We start from the raw sequence: 22,492 nt of genomic DNA on the forward strand, positions 1-22,492 counted from the left end.
AGTACAAACATGAGCCAACTCATCGAAGTCAAAGTCCCCGACATCGGCGATTTCTCCGACGTGCCGGTGATCGAACTGTTCGTCAAGGTCGGTGACACCATCAAGGTGGACGACGCCATCGCCACGCTGGAGTCCGACAAGGCCACGATGGACGTCCCGTCCTCCGCCGCCGGCATCGTCAAGGAAGTGCTGGTCAGCCTCGGCGACCGCGTCTCCGAAGGCGCCGTGCTGATCAAGATCGAAGCTGTCGGCGCTGCCGCTGCGGTGGCCGCTCCTGCTGCTGCCGCCCCGGCTCCGGCGCCCGCTCCTGCAGCGGCGCCCGCCGCAGCCCCGGCTGCCGCGCCGGCCGCCGGTGGTGGCGTGGTCGAGGTGAAGGTGCCGGACATCGGCGACTTCTCCGACGTGCCCGTCATCGAGCTGTTCGTAAAGGTCGGCGACAGCATCAAGGCTGAAGACGCCATCGCCACGCTGGAATCCGACAAGGCCACGATGGACGTGCCCTCCTCCGCCACCGGCGTGGTGAAGGAAGTGCTGGTCCAGCTCGGCAGCCGGGTCTCCGAAGGCGCCGTGCTGATCAAGGTCGAAACCGGTGCCGGCGCAGCCGCTCCGGCTGCGGCTCCGTCCCCTGCCGCCGTCGCCGCGGCCGCCACGCCGGCCGCCGCCCTGCTGGTCGATGGCGCCCCGGCGCTGGCCGCCCCGGTCGCTGCTGCCGCAGCCGCTGCTGCAGCCGCCCCGTCCGCCGTCAAGCTCGGCGGCAAAGTGCACGCCAGCCCGTCCGTCCGTGCCTTCGCCCGCGAACTGGGTGTCGATCTGGCCCAGGTCAAGGCCACCGGCCCGAAGAACCGCATCCTGCAGGCCGACGTCACCTCCTTCGTGAAGGGCGCCATGAGCACCGGCGTCGTCCCGGGCAAGGCCGTCGCCGCCGCTGCCGTCGGCAGCCTGGGTGGCGGGCTCGACCTGCTGCCGTGGCCGAAGGTCGATTTCGCCAAGTTCGGCGAGGTCGAGGTCAAGCCGCTGTCGCGCATCAAGAAGATCTCCGGCCAGAACCTCGCCCGCAACTGGGCGATGATCCCGGCCGTGACCTATCACGAAGACGCCGACATCACCGACCTGGAAGCCTTCCGCGTCCTGATGAACAAGGAGTACGAGAAGTCCGGCAAGAAGCTGACCATGCTCGCCTTCATCATCAAGGCCTCGGTGCGCGCGCTGCAGGAATTCCCCGAGTTCAACACCAGTCTCGACGGCGACAACCTGGTCTACAAGAAGTACTTCAACATCGCCTTCGCGGCCGACACCCCCAACGGCCTGGTCGTGCCGGTGGTGAAGGACGCCGACAAGAAGAGCGTGTTCGACATCGCCGCCGAAACCGGTTCGCTGGCCAAGCTGGCCCGTGACGGCAAGCTCAAGCCGGCCGACATGTCCGGCGCCTGCTTCACCATCTCCAGTCTCGGCGGCATCGGCGGCACCTACTTCGCGCCGATCGTCAATGCGCCGGAAGTGGCCATCCTGGGTGTCAACAAGTCGGTGATGAAGCCGGTGTGGGACGGCAAGCAGTTCGTGCCGCGCCTGACCCTGCCGATGTCCCTGACCGCCGACCACCGCGTGATCGACGGCGCCCTGGCGACCCGCTTCAACGTGTACCTCGCCCAACTGCTGGCCGACTTCCGTCGGGTCATGCTCTAAGGAGATCGCCATGAGCCTCGTAGAAGTCAAGGTTCCGGACATCGGCGATTTCTCCGACGTCCCGGTCATCGAGCTGTTCGTGAAGGTCGGCGACACCATCAAGGTGGACGACGCCATCGCCACGCTCGAATCCGACAAGGCCACGATGGACGTGCCGTCCTCCGCCGCCGGCGTGATCAAGGAAGTCCGCGTCGCCCTGGGTGACCGGGTCGGCGAAGGCAAGGTGCTGATCGTCGTCGAAGCCGACGGCGCCGGCGCCAGCCCGGCTCCTGCAGCCGCCGCTGCACCGGCTCCGGCCGCTGCGCCTGCCGCCCCCGCGGTGGCCGCTCCGGCTGCCGCCAGCCACGCCGGCGCAGCCGATGTCGAGTACGACATGGTCGTCCTCGGCGCCGGTCCCGGCGGCTACTCGGCCGCCTTCCGCGCCGCCGATCTGGGCCTCAAGACCGCCATCATCGAGCGCTACGCCACCCTCGGCGGCGTGTGCCTGAACGTCGGCTGCATCCCCTCCAAGGCCCTGCTGCACGTGGCGGCGGTGATCGATGAAGCCGAGCACGTGAGCACCGCCGGCATCAGCTTCGCCAAGCCCTCCGTCGATGTGGATGCCCTGCGCGCCCACAAGGACAAGGTCGTCGGCAAGCTCACCGGCGGCCTGGCCGGCATGGCCAAGGGCCGCAAGGTGGACATCATCCGCGGCTACGGCAGCTTCCTCGACCCGAACCACATCGAAGTCGAGGAAACCACCGGCGACGCCCAGGACAAGACCGGCGCCAAGAAGGTCGTGAAGTTCAAGCAGTGCATCATCGCCGCCGGCTCCGCCGCGGTGCACCTGCCCTTCATCCCCCGCGACCCGCGCATCGTCGACTCCACCGGCGCGCTGGAACTGCGCTTCGTGCCGAAGAAGATGCTGGTCATCGGCGGCGGCATCATCGGCCTGGAAATGGCTACCGTCTATTCGACCCTCGGCGCCCGCGTCGATGTGGTGGAAATGATGGACGGCCTGATGCAGGGCCCGGACCGCGACGCCGTCAAGGTGTGGGAGAAGCAGAACGCCAGCCGCTTCGACAAAATCATGCTGAAGACCAAGACGGTCGCCGTGGATGCCAAGGAAGACGGCCTCTACGTGACCTTCGAGGGCGAAGGCGTATCTCCGGAACCGGTCAAGTACGACATGATCCTGCAGTCCGCCGGTCGTGCGCCCAACGGCAAGAAGATCAGCGCCGAGAAGGCCGGTGTGATCGTCACCGATCGCGGCTTCATCCCGGTGGATGCGCAGATGCGTACCAACGTGCCGAACATCTTCGCCATCGGCGACGTCGTCGGCCAGCCCATGCTTGCCCACAAGGCCGTGCATGAAGCCCACGTGGCGGCGGAAGTTGCTGCCGGCCACAAGGCCGCCTTCGACGCCACCGTGATCCCGGGCGTGGCCTACACCCATCCGGAAGTGGCATGGGTCGGCTACACCGAAGCCCAGGCCAAGGCCGAAGGCAAGAAGGTCGAAACCGCCAAGTTCCCGTGGGCCGCCAGCGGCCGCGCGATCGCCAACGGTGCCGACTACGGCTTCACCAAGCTGATCTTCGACGCTGAGACCCACCGGGTCATCGGCGGCACCATCGTCGGCCCGTCGGCCGGCGACATGATCGGCGAAGTGTGCCTGGCCATCGAGATGGGCGCCGACGCGGTCGACATCGGCAAGACCATCCACCCGCACCCGACCCTTGGCGAAACCGTCGGCATGGCCGCGGAAGTCGCCCACGGCAGCTGCACCGACGTGCCGCCTGCCCGCAAGAAGTAAAACGCCAACGTTCCGATCCCTGTTGCAGCGTTGTTTTGGCGGCCCTTGGGCCGCCATTTTTTTGCCCGTTCTACCCGCCGACCGAAATCGGCGACGGATGCCGCACCAGCCCGGCATCGCGCTCCCGAGCAGAGCTACGCCCCCGGCACCCAAGCCCTCGCCGTAGCCGCAACACCGCTCAACGCCACACGCCCCCACGCGGCGTGAAGCTGTCCAGCACCTTGATGTAGCTACGCCGGGCCACCGCGTCCGGATCGCGCAGGTTGGACTGGCACATGCTGCCCTTCAGTTGTGCGATGGAGTGGTACTCCCGCTCGACCATCCAGGCCTCGATATCCTGCAGGATCTGGCGCAGGCGCTCGGGGCCATGGTTGAGCAGGCAGGACGCCAGATGCACCACGTCGGCGCCGGCCAGGAGCAGCTTGAGGGCCTCGTCGGCGCTGTGCACGCCACCGGTAGCGGCCAGCGTCATCTGCGTCTGGGCCCTCAGGATGGCGATCCAGCGGATGCGCAGCAACGCCTCCTCACGGTTGGACAGGTGTAGTTGATCCACCATGCGCAGGCTGTCCAGGTCGATGTCCGGCTGGAAGAAGCGGTTGAACAGCGCCACGCCGCTCGCCCCAACCAGTTCCAGCCGCCGCACGAAATGCGGTAGCGACGAGAAGAAGGGAGGCAGCTTCATCACCACCGGAAGCTTCACCACGCTGCGCAGCTCCGCCAGCAAAGCCAGGTAGCGAGCCTCGACCGCATCGCCGCTTTCAGCCGGATCAGCCGCCACATGATAGACATTGAGCTCCAGCGCATCGGCGCCGGCCTCCTGCAAGGCCAGGCCGAGATCCACCCAGCCGGAGGGCGTCACCCCGTTGAGGCTGGCGACGACGGGGATGGAGAGCCGCAGCTTGACCAATCTCAGATGCTCCAGGTAACGCTCCAGTGCGCCCTGGAATTGACCGTGATCGGGCAGGAAGCCGGACGACTCGCCGTCGTGGAAATCCGCGTGCAGCAGGAAACGGTCGGTCATCGCATCCTCGGCGAGGATCTCTTCCTCGTAGAGCGAATGCAGCACCACCGCCGCAGCACCGGCATCCTCCAGGCGCAGCAGGGAGTCGAGTTGCTTCGACAGCGGCGACGCCGACGGCACCAGCGGGTTCTTCAGCTTGAGGCCAAGGTATTCGGTAGTCAGGTCGATCATCACAAGTCTCCGTCTTCAGGTGCCCGCCTTGGGAGCCTCGGCATGGCCCTGGGCCAGTTCCTGGTAGGCCTTGAAGCGCCGGTCGGCTTCCTTCTGGGCTTCGGCGAGCAGGCGCTCGGCCGCTTCCGGATGGCTGCGGGCGAGCATCGCGAAGCGGGTTTCGCTGTCCATGAAGGCCTTGATCGGCTGGCTTGGCGGTGCCGAGTCGAGCTTGAAGGGGTTGGCGCCTGCCTCCTCCAGTCGCGGGTCGTAGCGGAACAGCGGCCAGTGGCCGGACTTCACCGCCATGTCCTGCTGGTGCTGGTTGTAGAGCATGTCCACACCATGGGCGATGCACGGGCTGTAGGCGACGATCAGCGACGGGCCGGCATAGGACTCGGCCTCGTGGAAGGCCCTCAGGGTGTGCACGTCCTTCGCGCCGTAAGCCACCGTCGCCACATACACGTGCCCGTAGTCCGAAGCCAGCCGGGCCAGGTCCTTCTTGGCGGTGGGTTTGCCGCCGGCCGAGAACTTGGCCACCGCGCCGATCGGCGTCGCCTTGGAGGTCTGGCCACCGGTGTTGGAATAGACCTCGGTATCGAGGACCAGCACGTTCACGTCGTAACTCAGCGCCAGCACGTGGTCGAGGCCGCCGTAGCCGATGTCGTAGGCCCAGCCGTCACCGCCGATGATCCACACCGAGCGGCGGATCAGCCATTCGGCGAGGGAGGCCAGCTCCTTCGCACGGGGGTGGGCGCTGCCCGCCAGCACCTGGCGCAACTGGGCAACCCGCACGCGCTGGGCGCGCAGACCTGCTTCCTGGCGCTGGTCGGCGGACACCAGCGCCTCCGCCAGGTCGCCACCGATGACGGACGCCAGCGCCTTCACCAGGCTCTGCGCGTAGCCCATCAGTTGGTCCGACGCCAGGCGCATGCCAAGGCCGAACTCGGCGTTGTCCTCGAACAGGGAGTTGGACCACGCCGGCCCACGCCCGGCGCCATTCACGGTGTAAGGCGTGGTCGGCAGGTTGGCGCCGTAGATCGACGAGCAGCCGGTGGCGTTGGCCACCAGCATGCGGTCGCCGAACAGCTGGGTGGCAAGACGGATATAGGGCGTTTCGCCGCAACCCGCACACGCCCCGGAGAACTCAAACAGCGGATCGAGCAGCATCGCACCGGGGATGGTGCCTTGCTTGAGCTGGCTGCGGTCGAATTCCGGCAACTTCAGAAAGAAGTCGAAGTTGGCCCGCTCCTGTTCGCGCAGCGGCGCCTGCGGAGCCATGTTCACCGCCAGCCGGCTGACGTTGGACTTGTCGTGGATCGGGCAGGCCTCGACGCAATCGCCACAGCCCGTGCAGTCCTCCGGCGCCACCTGGTAGCTGATGTGGGTACCGGCCGGAAAATCCTTGCTCTTGGCCGGCACGTGCTTGAACGTCGGCGGCGCATCGACGGCCGCCTCGGCCGGGAAGGCCCGCGCACGGATCGCCGCGTGGGGGCAAACGAACACGCACTTGCCGCACTGGGTACACAGGTCCGCCTCCCACACCGGGATCTTCAGCGCGATGTTGCGCTTCTCGAAGCGCGCGGTGCCGCTCGGGAAAGTGCCATCCGCCGGCATCGCCGACACCGGCAGGCCGTTGCCCTCGCCACGGTAGATCGGCAGCGTGATGTCGCGCACGAAGTCGGGCAGCGCATCGGCAGCCACCGGCTGGCTTGTGTCGCCATCGCCCGTCAAACCTGCGAAGGGCACCTCGCGCAGGTTGGCGAGGGTCACGTCGATGGCCTTGTGGTTGAGATCGGCCAGGCGCCGGCTCTTGCGGCCATAAGTCTTGTCCACCGCCTTCTTGATCGCCGCAATGGCATCCTGCCGCGGCAGGATGCCGGCAATGGCGAAGAAGCAGGTCTGCATGATGGTGTTGATGCGCCGCCCCATCCCGGCCTCCTGGGCCACCCGGTAGGCGTCGATCACCCATAGGCGCAGGCCGCGGGCAAGAATGCCGGCACGCATCGCCGCCGGCAGGCTAGACCACACCGCGTCCGCCGGCTCCGGCGTGTTGAGCAGGAAGACGCCACCCGGCGCCGCATGGGCGAGCAGGTCGTAACGCTCCACGAAAACCGTCTGGTGACAGGCCACGAAGCCCGCCATGCCCGCCTCCACCAGATAGCTGGAGCGGATCGCCGCCGGCCCGAAGCGCAGGTGGGACACGGTCACCGCGCCGGACTTCTTGGAGTCGTAGACGAAATAGCCCTGAGCCTGCAGTTCGGTGGCCTCGCCGACGATCTTGATCGAGTTCTTGTTGGCCGACACCGTGCCGTCCGCACCCAGGCCCCAGAACACCGCATGCTGCAGGCGCCGCGACGCATCGGTGCGGAAATCCGTGTCCCACGGCAGCGACAGGTGCGTGAGGTCGTCCACGATGCCGACGGTGAAGCGGCGCTTCGGCGCTGCCGCGGCGAGCTCGTCGAACACCGCCTTGGCCATGCCCGGCGTGAACTCCTTGCTGGCCAGCCCGTAGCGCCCGCCGATCACCCGCGGCATCGGGCGCAGGCCGTCGGCCGCGGCTTCCGCGCAGGCGGTCATCACGTCCTTGAACAGAGGTTCGCCGTCAGAACCGGGTTCCTTGCAGCGGTCCAGCACGGCGATGGCCTTCACGCTGGCAGGCAAGGCTTCCAGCAATGCCGCCGCTGGAAACGGCCGGTACAGGCGCAGCTTGAGCAATCCAACCTTCTCGCCGCGGGCCAGCAGGTGTTCGACGGTTTCTTCGGCGGTCTCCGCAGCCGAGCCCATCACCACCACCACCCGCTCGGCGTCGGGTGCGCCGACGTAGTCGCACAGGCTGTAACGCCGGCCGGTCAGCCCGGCGAAACGGTCCATGGCGTCCTGCACGAGGCCGGGGAAGGCGTCGTAATACGGATTGGCCCGCTCGCGGGACTGGAAGAACACGTCCGGGTTCTGCGCCGTGCCGCGGATCACCGGATGCTCCGGCGACAACGCCCGGGCCCGGTGGGCGGCTACCAAGCCATCATCGATCATCGCCCGCACCGTGTCCGGCTCGACGGCGACGATCTTGGCAACCTCGTGGGAGGTGCGGAAGCCGTCGAAGAAGTGGATCACCGGGATGCGCCCGGCGAGGGTCGCCGCCTGGGCGATCAGCGCCATGTCCTGGGCCTCCTGCACCGAATTGCTGGCCAGCAGCGCGCAACCGGTGGCGCGGCAGGCCATCACGTCGGAGTGGTCGCCAAAGATCGACAGCGCGTGGGTCGCCACCGCCCGCGCCGCTACGTGCAGCACGAAGGGCGTCAGCTCGCCCGCCATCTTGTAGAGATTGGGGATGAACAGCAGCAGGCCCTGGCTGGCGGTGAAGCTGGTGGCCAGCGCACCGGAGGTCAGCGCCCCGTGCAGCGCGCCTGCCGCGCCGCCTTCCGACTGCATCTCGATGATCTTCGGCACCACGCCCCACAGGTTGGGCTTGCTCTGGGCCGCCCATTCGTCGGCCCATTCGCCCATGCTGGAGGACGGGGTGATCGGGTAGATGGCGATCACCTCGCTGCCGAGATAGGCCATCCGTGCGGCGGCTTCGTTGCCGTCGAGGTTGAGACAGGTGCTCATGACGACTCCCTGCGGGAAGCGGCGCCCTCCGACAGCCCACAACGGGCCGGCACAAGACGCGACGCAGCAATGGAGGAATCATAAGTCCGCCCGCCTGGCGGCCCCTTTGACATGGCGCAAAGGAGGATTCGACAGACCCGGCGCAGCAGCGCTGCCGCCAGCCACCCACCTTGGCCGGACACCATCAGGGTTCGGCAACCGAACATGCAAGGCGCATTCATGCTTGACGCGCCCGGCAGATCGCCAGCATCATCGGCCCATGAACTTCCCGAAGACTTTCCCGACCATTTGCATCCGCCGTCGCGCCCTGCGCGCATGGCGCGTTGCCGCTTGTCCGGGGCCGGGATCGGGGTAGTTCGCAGCAGCACTCGCCGACATCACCAGGGGCCGCGGATCATCAGACCGCGGCCCTTTTCTTTGTCCCTCCGGGATTTATCCCCCTGCCACGAAAGGTGCGTCATGCCGGTTTCCCTCGCCTACCTCGCCATCATCCTGATCTGGTCCACCACCCCGCTCGCCATCCGCTGGAGCACCGAAGGCGCCGGTTTCGCCTTCTCGGCGCTGGCCCGCATGCTGATCGGGGCACTGGTGGCCGCAGCGATCCTGGGCGTCGGGCGAATCCGGCTACCGCTGCACGCCCGCGCGCGCCGGGCCTACGTAGTCGGCGGGCTGGGCCTGTTCGGCATCATGGCGCTGACCTACTGGGGCGCCCGCTACGTGAGTTCGGGGCTGATCTCCGTGATGTTCGGACTGTCCCCGCTGATGGCCGGCCTGCTGGCCGCCTGTTGGCTCGGAGAGCGTTCCCTGACACCGACGAGATTGGCCGGCACGCTGCTCGGCGCCAGCGGGCTGGCGCTGATCTTCATGCCGAACGGTGCAACCAGCGGCACCAACGTCACCGCCGGCCTGGTCGCCCTGCTGGTGGCGGTGTTCATCTCGTCAGCGAGCCTGGTCGTGCTGAAGCGGATCGGCGACGACAGCCCGCCGCTGGCCACCACCTTCGGCTCCCTCGCAGTGTCCCTGCCGCTGTTCGGACTGCTGTGGCTGGCCGACGGAGCGGCACTTCCTGTCGCCCTGCCCTCGCGCACGGTGGCGGCCATCGGCTACCTGGGCATCTTCGGTTCGGTGATCGGCTTCGCGCTGTACTACTACGTGATCAAGCACCTGGAGGCCTCGAAGGTCGCGCTGATCACGCTGATCACACCGGTGATGGCGCTGCTGCTCGGGCATCTGCTCAACCGCGAGGAGATCGGCACGCAGGTGATGGCCGGCACAGGCCTGATCCTGCTCGGTCTCGTGGTCCATGAGAGCAGCACCTGGCGGCCCGTCCTGGGGCGGCTACGTGGCGCCCGCGGCTGAAAGGACCTGCACGGCTCAGACCGCGTCGAAGGCGGCGTGGTACTGGACCGTACCGGACAGCCCGTCTAGATGGCCGGGCTGCAGCTGGACGATCAGGTAGGCCTCGTCCGGCACGTCATGCGCAAAGCGGATGCCGTGGCGGGATGCCGGCACGAAGCCGAAGCGCGGGTAATAAGCCGGATGGCCCAGCACCACGACGGCACCGGCGCCCGCCTCGCGAGCCTGGTGCAAGCCCTCGATAACCAATGCCGAGCCGACGCCGCTGCGCTGGTAGTCCGGTCGTACCGCCATCGGCGCCAGCGCCATCAGGCGCGCCCGCGGATGGCCGGGCAGATGGACCGGCGTGAGCAGGATGTGGCCGGCGATGATCCCCTTGTCGTCGGCCACCAGCGACACATAGGGGAAGGTGTGCCCGCGCAGGGCATCCACCAGGTCCGCCTCGGCGGGGCTGTCGAAGGCGGCGAGGTTCACCTCGCGGACGGCGGCCACGTCGGCCGGGGTTTCGTTGCGGATCCGCACGCGGCAGGTTCTCCAGGCAGTCGGGCAAGCCCGGCAGGATGCCCGTCCCGCCGGGCCGCGTCCACCCTCTCAAGGAAACACCGGGCCGCCCCAAGTTTCCTTCTCCCCCACGGGGGGCGGGCCGGGCACAGCCCGGCCCTGGGGGCACTCACCGCTCGGCCTGCAGCGCTTCGAGGCGCTCCTTGCGCAGGGACAGCCACACGGAGGTGCCGATCAGCGCAGCGACCACGCCGAGGGACATGCCCACCGGCACATGCACAAGGTCGGCCAGCAGCATCTTGCCGCCGATGAAGACCAGCACCGCCGCCAGGCCGAACTTGAGCAGCGAAAAGCGCTGGGCGAAATCGGCGAGCAGGAAGTACATCGCACGCAGGCCGAGGATCGCAAAAATGTTGGAGGTCAGCACGATGAAGGGGTCGGTGGTAATGGCAAAGATCGCCGGGATCGAATCCACCGCGAAGATCACGTCGGACGCCTCCACCAGCACCAAGGCCAGGAACAGCGGCGTCGCGTAGCGGACCAGGCGGCCACCCTCCTCCCGCTGCACGAAGAAGCACTGCCCATGGAACTCGGAGCTGATCTTCATGTGGCCACGCAGCCAGCGCACCACCGGATTCCGGTTGAGGTCGGTCTCATGCTCGGCGCTGACCAACATCTTCACGCCGGTCAGCAGCAGGAAAGCTCCGAACACGTAGAGCAGCCAACTGAACTGGGTGATCAGCCAGGCACCGGCGAAAATCATCACGGTGCGCAGCACGATCGCGCCAGCCACGCCGAAGAGCAGCACCCGCTTCTGCAGCGCCGGCGGCACCGCGAAGAAGGAGAACAACATCAGCCACACGAACACGTTGTCGACGGCCAGCGCCTTCTCGATCAGGTAGCCGGTGACGAACTCCAGCGCCCTTGCGTTGGCCACCTCGCGCCCCGCCGTGCCATCCAGATACCACCACAGGGCGCCGGCAAACAGCAGCGCGACGCTGACCCACACCACCGACCAAATGCCGGCTTCCTTCAGGGACACCTTGTGTTCCTTGCCGCCGCCGACCACCACCAGGTCGATGGCCAGCATCACCAGCACAACGGCCGCGAAGCCCACCCACATCCACCAGGTACCAATGCTTTCCATGTGAAATCTCCCAAAACGGAACCAAACAAAAAGGCCTTTCGTCCGGCGATGACGAAAGGCCATTGAGCTTGGTCCGGCGGGGGAGCCGGTTTTGCCGAAAGACACTTTGCCATCGCGGCAAAGGTCTTGCTCACAGTCGCCCTTGATTCTCGAACGACTGCCCGGTAGCCGGGAGATCAGCCGCGGCGCCGTGCATGGCACGGCGGGTTCGCACGGCATTCTCCGTCTTGACGGCCCACCGACGTGGAGCTACTCCCCTTTGGGACACTCGAAATATAGAAGCAGCCGCTGCGGAACGCAAGGGCCGGTGACAGGCTTCAGCCCTCGTCGGGCAGCATGCCGAGGAACTGGGCCTCGATTGTGTCGATGTGGGCGACGCCCACTTCGGCGGCGATCTGGCGGCACAGCTCGAAGGCGTCGAGCAGGTCGGCCCGCGTGGTGCAGTTGCGCAGGCGTTCGCGCACTGGCATGTCGGCCTGGCGCAGGCTCTGCTCCATCGCGTTGAGCAGGTACAGGCGCGCCAGCGCCAAGGAGCGGCGGCGTCCTGGCTGGGGCTCCGGCCGTGCGAGGGGCCCCTGCAGGCGCGCCGCCGGCGGCACCGAAGCCCTGCTGGCTGGCGGCAAGCCTCCGTCGGCCGGTGCGATCAGCCCCAGCTCGCGCAGTTCGGCCAGCGCCTCGCGAATGTTGCCCAGCGCTGACGCCGAGGCGCAGAGCTGAGCCACGCTGTTACGACCGTCCACCAGAATCAGCACAGTCCGCAGCCGGTTCGGCACCCGACGGCTGCGGTTGGCGATCTCCGCCAATCCCTCCGCCGTCTTCTCCAGAATCCACTCTTCATTCATTGCGCATACCCCTGCCTGCAACCACATCGGCACCGAGCATACGGTATGAAAGCTTCAACTACGTGACATACGTCACACCTGCTCAGGGTGGCGCGGGCGTCGTCCTCGATGACGGAAGCTCGCCGGCGCATGGGCGAAGATGACCGAGAAAACCAGCACGCTCCAGAACAAGGCCGGACGCCTGGCCTCATCCACGAGAAACCAGCCGAGCAGCGCGAACTTGACGAGCAGTGACAAGCCCGCCGGCTCGGCCAGCCAGCGCGGGTTGGACCACGCGTCGAGCGCCGCCATGCACACACCGGACAGCACCAGCAGCACGGGGAAATGCGAATCCGCCACGCCGCCGCCGACCAGGCCGGCACCGACGCCTACCACGCCGGCGAGGTGCGCCGCGCGCAGCGCCACACCCAGCCAGCGACGGCCCGGAAAATCCCGGTAGCGGGACGGAGCACTCACCGGCTCACCTCAAACCGCTGTCGGCGGCTCCCAGCTGTAACCACGCCGCCCCAGCTCGGCGGTGATCAGCGCCATCGCCTCGTCCACGCGGGCGCTCGGCCCCTTCATGCCCAGTTCGATATGGCGCCGGCCGCCCTCCCCGCCGACGCTGGGCAGGCTGAACAGGGTCGCATCGGGAAAGTCGACAGTGATGCGCTCCATCAGGTCGATGAGCTTGCCTTCCATCGCGTCCCACACGATCACCGAGCGTTCCACGTAGTCGGCCTGGTGGTGCAGGTGTTTGAAGCGCGTGTCGAGCACCCACTCGACCATTGGCCAGGCCATGATCGGAAAGCCCGGCACGAAGAAGTGGTTGCGGATCGAAAAGCCAGGAATCCGGTTGTAGGGATTCGGCACGATGTCACTGCCTTGCGGATAGACGCCCATCTGCAGGCGCTGCGGCGTGGTCTCGTCGCCGAAGCGGGCGCGGATCTCGGCCTCGGCCTGCGGGTGCAGGGCCAGCGGCAGGCCCAGCGCCTCGGCGGCCGCCTGGCGAGTATGGTCGTCCGGCGTGGCGCCGATGCCACCGAAACTGAACACGATGTCGCCGCTGGCGAAGCTCTCCTTCAGGGTCTGGACCAGGCGCGGACGCTCGTCACCGACGTAGCGCACCGAAGCCAGGCGCAGGCCACGGGCCTTGAGGAGTTCCAGCACCTTGGCCAGATGCTTGTCCTCCCGGCGACCGGACAGGATTTCATCGCCGATGATGATGGCGCCGAAGGCCGGCTGGGCTGCTTGAGTCATTTACTGCACCTCGATGATGTTCTCGTTCTGCCGGGCCACGCGCAGTGCCGACAGCAGGTAATGGACGAAGGCCAGCCCCGCGAGGGCCGGCGCAAACAGGTTGAGGACCGGCACGTGGGCCATCACCGCCCCCACCAGACCGACGCCGAACAGGCCGCTGGCCTCACGGCGCGGGAGGTCCTTCATCTCGAACTTGTCGGCATGGGCCATCAGCGCATCGTAGCGGAAGGCCCGCTGGTTGAGCCACGCGGTCAGCAGCAGGGAGATCAGCAGCCCGACGCCGGGGATCAGCCACAGGGGCAGGCTGAGGACCAGCAGCACGAGGAACTGCAACACCGAGGTCAACGCGTTCCACACGCTGCCGATCTGGCTGCCGCCGGCACGCCGTGCCACGTCGGCGTAGTCGATGGCGGCCACCTTTTCGGTCATCAGCGGCAAGGCCACTGCCGCCACCAGCGTGGCTGCCGTCACATAGATGATCGGCAGCGCGAGCAGCACCAGGCCCAGCTTGAACATGAACAAGGCCACCAGCAGCGCCGTTTCCGAGTCGGCCAGCCAGGGGCCGACCAGCGGCAGGCGGGTGATCACGTCGGTGCCGATGGCCACGATGCTGCCCCAACTCAGGACCAGCGTGGTGGTCCACAGGGCTGCCGCGGCGAGCGTCGGCCACAGCAGATGCCACAGCACACCCGGCCTACCGAGGCTGCGCAGCGCGGAGAAATAGGACAACAGGACGGATTTCATGCTTTCGGGACTATCCTCTCGATGGTGAACTCAGGGCCTCACGGAGGCGACTCTGATGGATCACCGCAACAGTCGATGGGTTCCGCAACGCAACATCATGGTCTAGCGGCGCCCACCGTCACGCCACACTCCCGCAGGCCGCGCGCCACCGCATCCACGGTCAGAGCCCGCCGCGCGGCACCGGCCAGCTGGCGCTCCTCATCGCGATTGACGATGACGCCTGCCTCCAGCAGTACCGCCGGCACGGTCGCCGCCTTCAGCACCACCAGATTGTCGTAGTAATACACGCCCTGCTTCTCGTCGGCCCATTCGAGCCCCAGGCCGGGTGCCAGGGCGGCATGGTGGGTTGCGACCGGCAGGCCGGCATCCCGCAGGGCCTCGCCGATACGGCGGGCGCAGGCGAGGCTCTGGTCCAGGCGCGGATTGAGGCGCGACACGTAAAGCGAGAAGCCGGCGAAGCCGTCCGCATGGCGCAGTGCGCGCCCGTTCCATTCCCACGCTTCCAGCTGGCTCTCCTGCACCGAATCATGATGGACCGACAGGAAGAAACCCGCACCGGCCGCCTCCGCCTGGCGCGGCCGCTCCCGCAGCTCGGCCATCTCGCCGCGCCAGCCGATCAGCCGCACCGGCACACCGTCCACCGCCAGCCGTGCCGCCAGCACCGCGGCGAGGGACTGGTTGTACTCGAATTCGGTAACGCCGTAGGCGCTGGTCGCCCCCGGGCGCTCCAGGTAATGGCCAACATCCACCGCTACCGGCACCGCCTGTGCCGCGCCGGCCAGCGCGGCCAGCAACAGTGTCACGCCGCATCGCTTCACTCGTCGCTCACCTGGCGGGCCCGGAACCCCTTTTCAGCCAGCATCGCCAGCAGCCCCTTCGGCCCGCCGAAGTGCCCGGCACCGACGGCAATGAAGGGCCGCCGGCCGCTGCGCAGGCGGGCCACGATGGACTCGGCCATCTCCCGGTTACGGCTGTCGAGCAGCTCGGCGAGCATCGGCGTCATGGCTTCGACGCTGGCCTCCTCCCGCAGCATGCGGTCCACTGCCACACTGTCGCCGCGCCGCCAGGCCGTCAGCAGGCGGCGAAAATAAGGCTCCGCCTCGTCCCTTTCGATCAGGCCGATCGTCTCGCCCAGGCTGGCCACCTGAGCGGCGTCACCGCCGGCTCCCATCGCCGACACCTGCCGCTCGACGGTCTCTAGCGCCCATACGGACTGGCCGCGGGCCCGCGCGCTGCGGGCCAGCCACAGGTCCACACCCTGGCTGGTCCCCAGGCCGGCCCGCTGGGCCGACTGCAGCGTCAGCAAGGTGCCGACCATCCAGGGCTGCATGCGCTGCATGGCATCCGCAGGCAGTCCATAGCGGGTCAACACGCGGGCCAGGCGGACGCGTAGATCGGGGGACAGCATGTCGTCGAGCCGCCGCCCGGCGGGCAGCAGGCTGGCCTGCAACAAGCGCGGCGACAGCGCCGGATCCTCCGGATCCAGTTCCAGCCCGAGGCTGTCCGCCTCCGCCAACGCCGCCCGGACCCGCCCCGGCAACGGAAAGCAGCCCGCATCGCAGACGTGGATCGTGCCGTACAGCCAGGCCCGCGGCCGGCCCTGATCGTCGCTGAGCTCCCACAGGTACAGCGGCCCCTTCGCCACGGCGCTGCCCGCCAGCACCAGCAGGCCCAGCAGCAGCCAGACCTGCCTCCACCACCTCATCGCCATCCTCACGCCCACATCCCACCCGCTACAATGCGCGTCCATAGAAAAGGCGCATCATGCCCCAAACACAGCCTCTCCCGCCCGCCATCCTGCTGATGGGCCCCACCGCCAGCGGCAAGACCGCCTGCGCGCTGTCCCTCGCCCAGCGGCTGCCGGTGGAAATCATCAGCGTTGACTCGGCACTGGTGTACCGCGACATGGACATCGGCACCGCGAAACCCAGCCGGGACGAGCAGGCCGTCTGCCCGCACCACCTGATCGACATCCTCAGCCCCGAGGAAGCCTATTCCGCCGCCCGCTTCTGCGAAGACGCGCGCCGCCTGATGGGCGAGATCACCGCCCGCGGCCGCATCCCGCTGCTGGTCGGCGGCACCATGCTGTATTACAAGGCGCTGCGCGAAGGCCTGTCGGACCTGCCAGAGGCCGATGCCGAACTGCGCCGGGAGATCGAGGACGCCGCCGCCCGCGACGGCTGGCCGGCACTACACGCCGAACTGGCCCGGCTGGACCCGGATGCCGCCGCCCGCCTCGAACCCAACGACGCGCAGCGCATCCAGCGCGCGCTGGAGATCGTCCGCCTCACCGGCCAGCCGCTGGCCGCCAGCTACGCCCGCCGGGAAGAGCAGACCGACAGCCACCGCTACATCCCGCTCGCATTGACCCCCAGCGACCGGGCCGTGCTGCACGCCCGCATCGCGCGCCGCTTCGACACCATGCTGCTGGCCGGCTTCGTCGATGAAGTCGTCGCGCTGCGCAAGCACTACCAGCTCGACCCGAATCTGCCGTCGATGCGCTGCGTCGGCTACCGCCAGGCGCTGGAATACCTCGACGGCTACATCGACCTGCCGACCATGCGCGACAAGGGCATCTTCGCCACCCGCCAGCTCGCCAAGCGGCAGATCACCTGGCAGCGCAACTTCCGCGAAAACTGGGGCGATCTGGTGGAAATCGACTGCCTCGCCGACGACTTGGCAACGCAGGTCTGCACGCGCGTCGAACAGGCCTTGTGAGCACGGCCAACTTGGCCGGATACTGAGCCGCAGGTATCGACTCTCCGCCGGGAATCCCGCCATGCCCTTCCTGCATATCCGTTCCCAGGCCTTCCCCGACGCACGGGACACCGGGCCGCTGCTCGACGCGATCCGCCTCGATCTGGCCCACGCCGCCGGGCTGGCGCCGGAGCAGGTCTCCGTGAGCTGGACCTTCCTGGCCGAACAGCACCCGGCCGTCGCCGGGCTGGCGATGGCGCTGATGTCTGGCAACGCCCAGCCGGTGCTGGCTGAACTGCGGGTGACGGAAGACGGCATCGGCGCCGTCCACGCGGACGCGCTGCTGAACGCGGCCGTCGCGGGCATCGCGCGCCATGCGGGGATCCCGGAAGACCAGATCTTCGTCGCCTACCGTCCGACCACGGCGGACAGCGATACCGAATTCGATACCAGATCGATAAGCCGCTGGTAAGCTGCGGCGTCCTTACGAGTGGATTCCGCCGATGCGTAGAACCCTGCAGCCCTTGCATGCCGTGCTGGCCCTTGCCGTGGCCCTCACCTGCACCACGGCCCATACCGAGCGCGGACCCGACACTCCCGATGAGCCCCCACCAGTCGAAGCCCCCGGCAGCGAGACCGTGATGCCGGCGGCCCCCGCGGAACCGCCCGGCCCGACGGCCCAGGCCATCATCCCGGCGCAGGCCAACTGGGTCGAACCGCCCAACCTGCCCGGCCTTCAGGCCGCCTGGCTGATCGGCACCGAAACAGCCCTCGGCCCCTACGCGCTACGCCTGCGCCTGGCCCAGGGCGGACGCATCGGCGTACATGTGCATCCGGACGACCGCATCACGACGGTACTGTCCGGCACCCTGTACGTGGGTTTCGGCACTATCTTCGACGAAACACGGGTCCAGCCCATCCCGGCCGGCGCGGTTTACCTGGCGCCCGCCGATCAACCCCATTACGTATGGGCGCGGGACGGCGACGTGGAATACCAGGAAAGCGGCTTCGCCCCGACGGCGACCAATTTCGACGTGCGCTGAATCTCCTCCAGGCTCGCCCGCGGCAGCAGCCCCCGGGCCCTTGTGGAGGTGTATTCCTTCACCCCCACAAGGTGCGCCTTACACGGAATCCCCACGCCCCCCCTCATCGGAAGGAGCCTCAGGCGGACACCGTGATGCTGCTGGCACTGCTTGTACCGTCCGACGTGCCGCTGTTCGAGCCATAGGTGCGCATCAACTCCATGAGGCGGTGCATCATCCTGCCCTCGTGATGGGTGCTCACGGAGCTCGACGCCACTGCAGACGCCGAATCGGTGGAGGACGTTGCTGTCGCCGTCGCGCTCGCCGAGGCAGACGAGGTGGTGCTCTGGGACTGCTCGTACGCCATCGCCTCCTGCCGCGTCACCTTGCCGTCGCCGTCGGTGTCGGCCTTGTCGAAGTTGTTGACGATGTCGGAGATCACGCCGGCACGCTTGCTGTCGGTCGAGCCGATGTCCTGCAACTGGCTGGTGAGCTGGTCCTTGGTGAAGCCGGTGTCGTTCTGATCGTCACCGTCGCCATCCCCGTGATGACCACGCGGCGGCGGCATGCCGCCCGCCCCTTGCATGCGGCTGCTGAACGCCTGGCTGTCGAGGGCCTCGGCGAGCTTCTGCAAACCGCTCGAGAACTCGCTTTCCGTCAGCTGTCCATTGCCGTCGCTGTCCAGCGCAGAAAACAACTGGGTGGCATCCGACGAAGCCTGGCTCGATGCGGATGAGGACGAATCCGTCGCCGTGCTGGAGGATGAAGACGACGCGGACGAATAGACCTGATTGAAGGCCGACTCCAGATCGCTTTCCTGGATGTAGCCCTGGCCCTTGGTGTCGAGTTTGGAGAACAGCTTGCTCGCCAGCTCGGCCGGGTCGGGGCGCGTTCGCGTCGCGTACGACGAAACGGCACTGTAGTTACTGCCTACGCTGCTGACCATGGTGCATTCCTTTCCGTAAGAAACCGGGAAAAGCCGAGACGCTTTCCGGGCCCACCTCCGCCAACTGCGGACCAGGCTCTGCTCTCTAGCAACTTAACGGCCGGAATGCCCCTGCCTGACCGGCGCGAGGAGTTAAGACGGGTAAAGTTGAGTTAAGCCAAACACCCGAAAACAGCCCCCTCTCGCAGCTTTGGAGCGGAACCGGAAGCCGCACACAGGCCTGCCGCGGCAGAGCGGAAAAAACTGCCGGCGGGATCCACCAGCCGCTGCGTGAAGGGCAGCACGTCCCGCCAGCCCGCGAACCCATTTCGGGGAAAACCCCGCCAACCGGCAAAAGTCGCCCACCCGGCCGGCAAACCGGTGGGCACTTCAGTAATGGCCCCGCCCTTCGCAGCCCGGCTCCGGGTAGGGATAAAGCATGTTGAAGGCCTCGCTGCGGCCGTCCGGCTGCACCAGGCGCACGTGCTCGCGGCGGAATTCCCGGGCCTGCCGGAGGCCACAGGCGTGGGCGATCATGTCGATCTCCCGGTTCATGTTGCGGGCGTAGTTAGCGACCCGCAGGTACTTCTCCTCCACAACCAGCCCGCGCTGCAGCTTGGCGTTGTGCGTCGTGATGCCGGTCGGACAGGTATTCTGGTGGCAGCGCATGGCCTGCACGCAACCCAACGAGAACATGAAACCCCGTGCGGTGTTAACGAAATCCGCCCCGCAGGCCAGCGCCCATGCGGCCCGCGCCGAGGTGACCAGCTTGCCGGAGGCAATCACGCGGACGCGCTCACGCAGGTCGAACTCGATCAGCGTATCCACCACCCGCGGCAACGCCTCGTCGATGGACAAGGCCATGTGGTCGGCCAGCGCCTGCGGCGCGGCGCCCGAACCGCCCTCGCCGCCGTCCACGGTGATGAAGTCCGGCGCGTCCTGCAGCCCGCGCCGCACGATGGCCTCGCACAGCTCGTGCATGAAGCGCCGCCCGCCGATGGCCGTCTTGATGCCGGTCGGCTTGCCGGTCACCTGCCGCACGCGCACGACCATGTCCAGCAGCTCATTGACGTTGGCCACGTCCCGGTGACGGTTGGGGCTGATCGAGTCCACGCCCACCGGAATGCCGCGGATCGCCGCGATCTCCGGCGTCACCTTGGCGGCCGGCAGAACGCCGCCCTTGCCCGGCTTGGCGCCCTGGGACAGCTTGATCTCGAAGGCCCGCACCGTCTCGTGGGCAGCCAGCTCGCGCGGGCGTTCGTCGGACAGCTGGCCGTCCGCGTCACGCACCCCGTACTTGGCGGTGCCGATCTGCATGATGATGTCCGCCCCGCCTTCCAGGTGGGCCGGCGCCAATCCGCCCTCGCCGGTGTCGATCCAGCAGCCGGCCTCCGCCGCGCCCCGCGACAGGGCCTGCACCGCCGGCTTCGACAGCGCGCCGTAACTCATACCGCTGATGTTGACGATGGAGCGCGCGGTGAAGGGCTTGGCCGCGTAGCCCACCCCGATGGTCAACGGCGCGGTGGGCTCCTGCTCGTCCTCCAGCACCGGGAAGCCGGCATTCACGAAGATCAGCGCGCCCGGGTGGCGCATATCGTAGGTGGAACCGAAACCGATCACCCCGCCCTCGTCCTTGGCAAGGCGATACACCCAGCCGCGGGTGGCCCGGTTGAAAGGCATCTCCTCGCGATCACCGAGGAAGAAGTACTGGCGGAAATATTCGCCGAGCTGCTCGAAGAAATAGCGCAGATGCCCGACCAGCGGGTAGTTGCGCAGGATCGCATGCTTCTTCTGGGTGATGTCCTGCACATACCAGTAGGTCGTACCGCCCACCAGTATCAAGGCGATCAACACCCCTAGGCTGACCTCCAGCACCCCCATCATCGTGCCCATGACGCGCTCCCCCCAAGTGTTAGAATTCGGGCCGATACATCTTAGGTGAACCCCGATGGAATTTGCAGAACAGCTTCGCGTTGAAGTCCAGCGCTCCGTGGCGGCCTCCCTGGCCGAAGACATCGGCACCGGCGACCTCACCGCCCGCCTTATCCCGACCAACCGCACCGCCCGCGGCCGCGTGATCACCCGCGAAGATGCCGTGCTGTGCGGCACCGCGTGGTTCGACGCCGCCTTCACTGCGCTGGAACCCGACGCCTCGGTGATCTGGCATGCCCGCGATGGCGAGCGCATCAAGCCCGGCCAGCTGCTGTGCGAAGTGGATGCCAGCGCCCGCGCACTGCTCACCGCCGAGCGCACCGCGCTGAACTTCGTTCAGCTGCTGTCCGGCACCGCGACCCTCACGTCCACCTTCGTGCAGGCCGTGGCCGGCACCCAGGCCAAGATCGTCGACACCCGCAAGACCCTGCCCGGCCTGCGCCTGGCGCAGAAGTACGCGGTCAAGGTCGGCGGCGGCACCAATCATCGCGTCGGCCTCTACGACGGCATCCTGATCAAGGAAAACCACATCATCGCTGCCGGCAGCATCAAGGCGGTGATCGAGCAGGCCCGCGCCATCGCCCCATCCAATGTGTTCATCGAAGTCGAAGTCGAGAACCTGGTCCAGCTCGAGGAAGCCCTCGTCGCAGGCGCCAAGATGATTCTCCTCGACAACATGACGCTCGACGAGATGCGCGACGCGGTCGGCATCAACAAGGGCCGCGCTGAACTGGAAGCCTCTGGCGGCGTCAACCTGGAGCGCGTGCGCGCCATCGCCGAAACCGGCGTGGACCGCATCTCCATCGGCAGCCTGACCAAGGACGTGCGTGCCATCGACCTGTCCCTGCGTCACGTCGAGGAATAAGCCGCAATCCATGCGGGCCCGGTCGGATGCCGGGCCTTTTCATTTCAGGAATCGTGTCTCCGACCATGAACATCGAATTCGACGGTCCCGTCTCCACCGCCAACGCGAACACCTTGCGCCAGGTCATCGAAGCCCTGCTGGAACGCATCCAGGACCGGGACGAGGAACTCGACCTGTCCAGCCTGTCACGCATTCGCGTCGTCGACGACCTGCCCACAGCCGAGCGGCACTTCGGCGCCGCGCCGGTCGCCGACGAGCATCTGTCGCGCATCGTCGCCGACGAGGGCAAGCTGGCCCTGCTCTTCGATGGCAGCAAGCTGTGGCAGATCCTGTCCGGTGACGGCGCCGAGATCGCACGCCTGATCCACCACCTGCATAAGGAATGCTGGCGCCTGCACGATGCCCAGGCCACATTGGAAGCTGTAGCCGAAACCCCGCTGGCCAGAGCGCTGGCGCCCATCGTCAGCGCCATGTGGCAGGAATACCGCATCAACCGGCGCAGCGCCTGGTCGGTGCCGCCCGACGCCGACCTGCTGCTGAACCACCTGGCCGCGCTGCTGCAGGCCCTGCCGGACGGCATGCAGGAGGAAATCACACTGTACTTCGCCGACCAGGACCTGGACGGCCTGTTCGCCAAGAGCATGGGCCGCATCGCCCACCTGATGCAGGCCGTCGCCCATGTGCAGGGCTATCTGGACGGCCTCGGCCAGCCGCTGTCAGCCATCAGCGCCGAAATGCACGAGCTGGTGTCCAAGTCCTTCCTGTCGCCGATCTGGGCCGCCACCGCCCAGCACCTGGCCGCCGGCCACGCCATCGGTCCCGGCGAGCTGGCCGACATCCCGCTGCGCCGCGACCTGCAGGCCGCCTTTGCCAGCTTCGGCCTGCAGATCCGCGAGACCGACGACGGCAGCGACGTGTGGGTGGACGTGCAACCGCTGGCCAAGCCCGAAACCCTGCACTGAGCGGC

20 protein-coding genes are annotated in these 22,492 nt (G+C 67.5%); 8 read left to right on the top strand and 12 right to left on the bottom strand.

The features are described from left to right. Positions 1-9: 9 nt before the first annotated feature. Both aceF and lpdA read left to right on the top strand, forming a co-directional pair. Positions 10-1,683: a dihydrolipoyllysine-residue acetyltransferase gene (gene aceF, locus AC1PQG_RS17270; RefSeq protein ID WP_481119049.1), complete on the top strand. Its 1,674-nt coding sequence runs from the start codon at positions 10-12 to the stop codon at positions 1,681-1,683. A 10-nt stretch (positions 1,684-1,693) separates the two neighbouring features. Beyond that, on the top strand, positions 1,694-3,475 hold the full coding sequence (gene lpdA, locus AC1PQG_RS17275; RefSeq protein ID WP_481119050.1) for a dihydrolipoyl dehydrogenase: 1,782 nt from the start codon (positions 1,694-1,696) through the stop codon (positions 3,473-3,475). Between the two features lie 178 nt (positions 3,476-3,653). Here lpdA and AC1PQG_RS17280 read toward each other — a convergent pair whose 3' ends face one another. Both AC1PQG_RS17280 and nifJ read right to left on the bottom strand, forming a co-directional pair. Next, positions 3,654-4,667 (bottom strand): dihydroorotate dehydrogenase-like protein, encoded by a 1,014-nt coding sequence (locus tag AC1PQG_RS17280; RefSeq protein WP_481119051.1) that lies wholly within the window; start codon positions 4,665-4,667, stop codon positions 3,654-3,656. Positions 4,668-4,682: 15 nt separating this feature from the next. After that, a complete protein-coding gene (gene nifJ, locus AC1PQG_RS17285; RefSeq protein WP_481119052.1) occupies positions 4,683-8,255 on the bottom strand; it encodes a pyruvate:ferredoxin (flavodoxin) oxidoreductase in 3,573 nt (1,190 codons plus the stop codon). A gap of 459 nt (positions 8,256-8,714) precedes the next feature. Here nifJ and AC1PQG_RS17290 point away from each other — a divergent pair, with 459 nt between their 5' ends. After that, positions 8,715-9,614 (top strand): DMT family transporter, encoded by a 900-nt coding sequence (locus AC1PQG_RS17290; protein ID WP_481119053.1) that lies wholly within the window; start codon positions 8,715-8,717, stop codon positions 9,612-9,614. 15 nt (positions 9,615-9,629) lie between these two features. On the opposite strand, the gene AC1PQG_RS17295 is transcribed toward AC1PQG_RS17290, so the two are convergent. From AC1PQG_RS17295 to AC1PQG_RS17330, 8 genes are all read right to left on the bottom strand, one after another. Further along, positions 9,630-10,133 (bottom strand): GNAT family N-acetyltransferase, encoded by a 504-nt coding sequence (locus AC1PQG_RS17295; protein WP_481119054.1) that lies wholly within the window; start codon positions 10,131-10,133, stop codon positions 9,630-9,632. Positions 10,134-10,281: 148 nt separating this feature from the next. Next, a complete protein-coding gene (locus tag AC1PQG_RS17300) occupies positions 10,282-11,259 on the bottom strand; it encodes a TerC family protein (RefSeq protein WP_481119055.1) in 978 nt (325 codons plus the stop codon). Positions 11,260-11,576: 317 nt separating this feature from the next. Next, positions 11,577-12,101: a hypothetical protein gene (locus AC1PQG_RS17305; RefSeq protein WP_481119056.1), complete on the bottom strand. Its 525-nt coding sequence runs from the start codon at positions 12,099-12,101 to the stop codon at positions 11,577-11,579. 72 nt (positions 12,102-12,173) lie between these two features. After that, positions 12,174-12,557 carry a hypothetical protein gene (locus AC1PQG_RS17310; RefSeq protein ID WP_481119057.1) on the bottom strand — a complete coding sequence of 128 codons (384 nt, stop codon included), beginning with the start codon at positions 12,555-12,557 and terminating at the stop codon, positions 12,174-12,176. Between the two features lie 9 nt (positions 12,558-12,566). Continuing rightward, the gene (locus AC1PQG_RS17315; RefSeq protein WP_481119058.1) at positions 12,567-13,340 is read right to left on the bottom strand and encodes a competence/damage-inducible protein A; all 774 of its coding nucleotides are present in this window, start codon (positions 13,338-13,340) and stop codon (positions 12,567-12,569) included. After that, positions 13,341-14,084, bottom strand: a complete 744-nt coding sequence (locus AC1PQG_RS17320; RefSeq protein ID WP_481119059.1) for an EI24 domain-containing protein — start codon at positions 14,082-14,084, stop codon at positions 13,341-13,343. Between the two features lie 95 nt (positions 14,085-14,179). After that, positions 14,180-14,887: an N-acetylmuramoyl-L-alanine amidase family protein gene (locus AC1PQG_RS17325; RefSeq protein WP_481119060.1), complete on the bottom strand. Its 708-nt coding sequence runs from the start codon at positions 14,885-14,887 to the stop codon at positions 14,180-14,182. An 11-nt stretch (positions 14,888-14,898) separates the two neighbouring features. Further along, complete coding sequence (locus AC1PQG_RS17330) at positions 14,899-15,789, bottom strand: TraB/GumN family protein (protein WP_481119061.1); 891 nt, start codon at positions 15,787-15,789, stop codon at positions 14,899-14,901. A gap of 59 nt (positions 15,790-15,848) precedes the next feature. On the opposite strand from AC1PQG_RS17330, the gene miaA reads away from it, so the two are divergent. The 3 genes from miaA to AC1PQG_RS17345 all read left to right on the top strand — a co-directional run bounded on the left by miaA (position 15,849) and on the right by AC1PQG_RS17345 (position 17,824). Further along, on the top strand, positions 15,849-16,802 hold the full coding sequence (gene miaA, locus AC1PQG_RS17335; protein WP_481119062.1) for a tRNA (adenosine(37)-N6)-dimethylallyltransferase MiaA: 954 nt from the start codon (positions 15,849-15,851) through the stop codon (positions 16,800-16,802). A gap of 61 nt (positions 16,803-16,863) precedes the next feature. Continuing rightward, positions 16,864-17,253, top strand: a complete 390-nt coding sequence (locus AC1PQG_RS17340) for a hypothetical protein (RefSeq protein WP_481119063.1) — start codon at positions 16,864-16,866, stop codon at positions 17,251-17,253. Positions 17,254-17,284: 31 nt separating this feature from the next. After that, positions 17,285-17,824, top strand: coding sequence for a cupin domain-containing protein (locus AC1PQG_RS17345; RefSeq protein WP_481119064.1), 540 nt, complete (start codon positions 17,285-17,287; stop codon positions 17,822-17,824). Positions 17,825-17,942: 118 nt separating this feature from the next. On the opposite strand, the gene AC1PQG_RS17350 is transcribed toward AC1PQG_RS17345, so the two are convergent. Both AC1PQG_RS17350 and AC1PQG_RS17355 read right to left on the bottom strand, forming a co-directional pair. Then, a complete protein-coding gene (locus AC1PQG_RS17350; protein WP_481119065.1) occupies positions 17,943-18,749 on the bottom strand; it encodes an EF-hand domain-containing protein in 807 nt (268 codons plus the stop codon). A gap of 369 nt (positions 18,750-19,118) precedes the next feature. Beyond that, complete coding sequence (locus AC1PQG_RS17355) at positions 19,119-20,621, bottom strand: FMN-binding glutamate synthase family protein (protein ID WP_481119066.1); 1,503 nt, start codon at positions 20,619-20,621, stop codon at positions 19,119-19,121. A gap of 55 nt (positions 20,622-20,676) precedes the next feature. On the opposite strand from AC1PQG_RS17355, the gene nadC reads away from it, so the two are divergent. Beyond that, positions 20,677-21,525 (top strand): carboxylating nicotinate-nucleotide diphosphorylase, encoded by an 849-nt coding sequence (gene nadC / locus AC1PQG_RS17360; RefSeq protein ID WP_481119067.1) that lies wholly within the window; start codon positions 20,677-20,679, stop codon positions 21,523-21,525. A 65-nt stretch (positions 21,526-21,590) separates the two neighbouring features. Beyond that, positions 21,591-22,487, top strand: a complete 897-nt coding sequence (locus AC1PQG_RS17365; RefSeq protein WP_481119068.1) for a hypothetical protein — start codon at positions 21,591-21,593, stop codon at positions 22,485-22,487. Positions 22,488-22,492: the final 5 nt, after the last annotated feature.

The sequence above is a fragment of the Zoogloea sp. GDB6 genome (assembly GCF_056724105.1).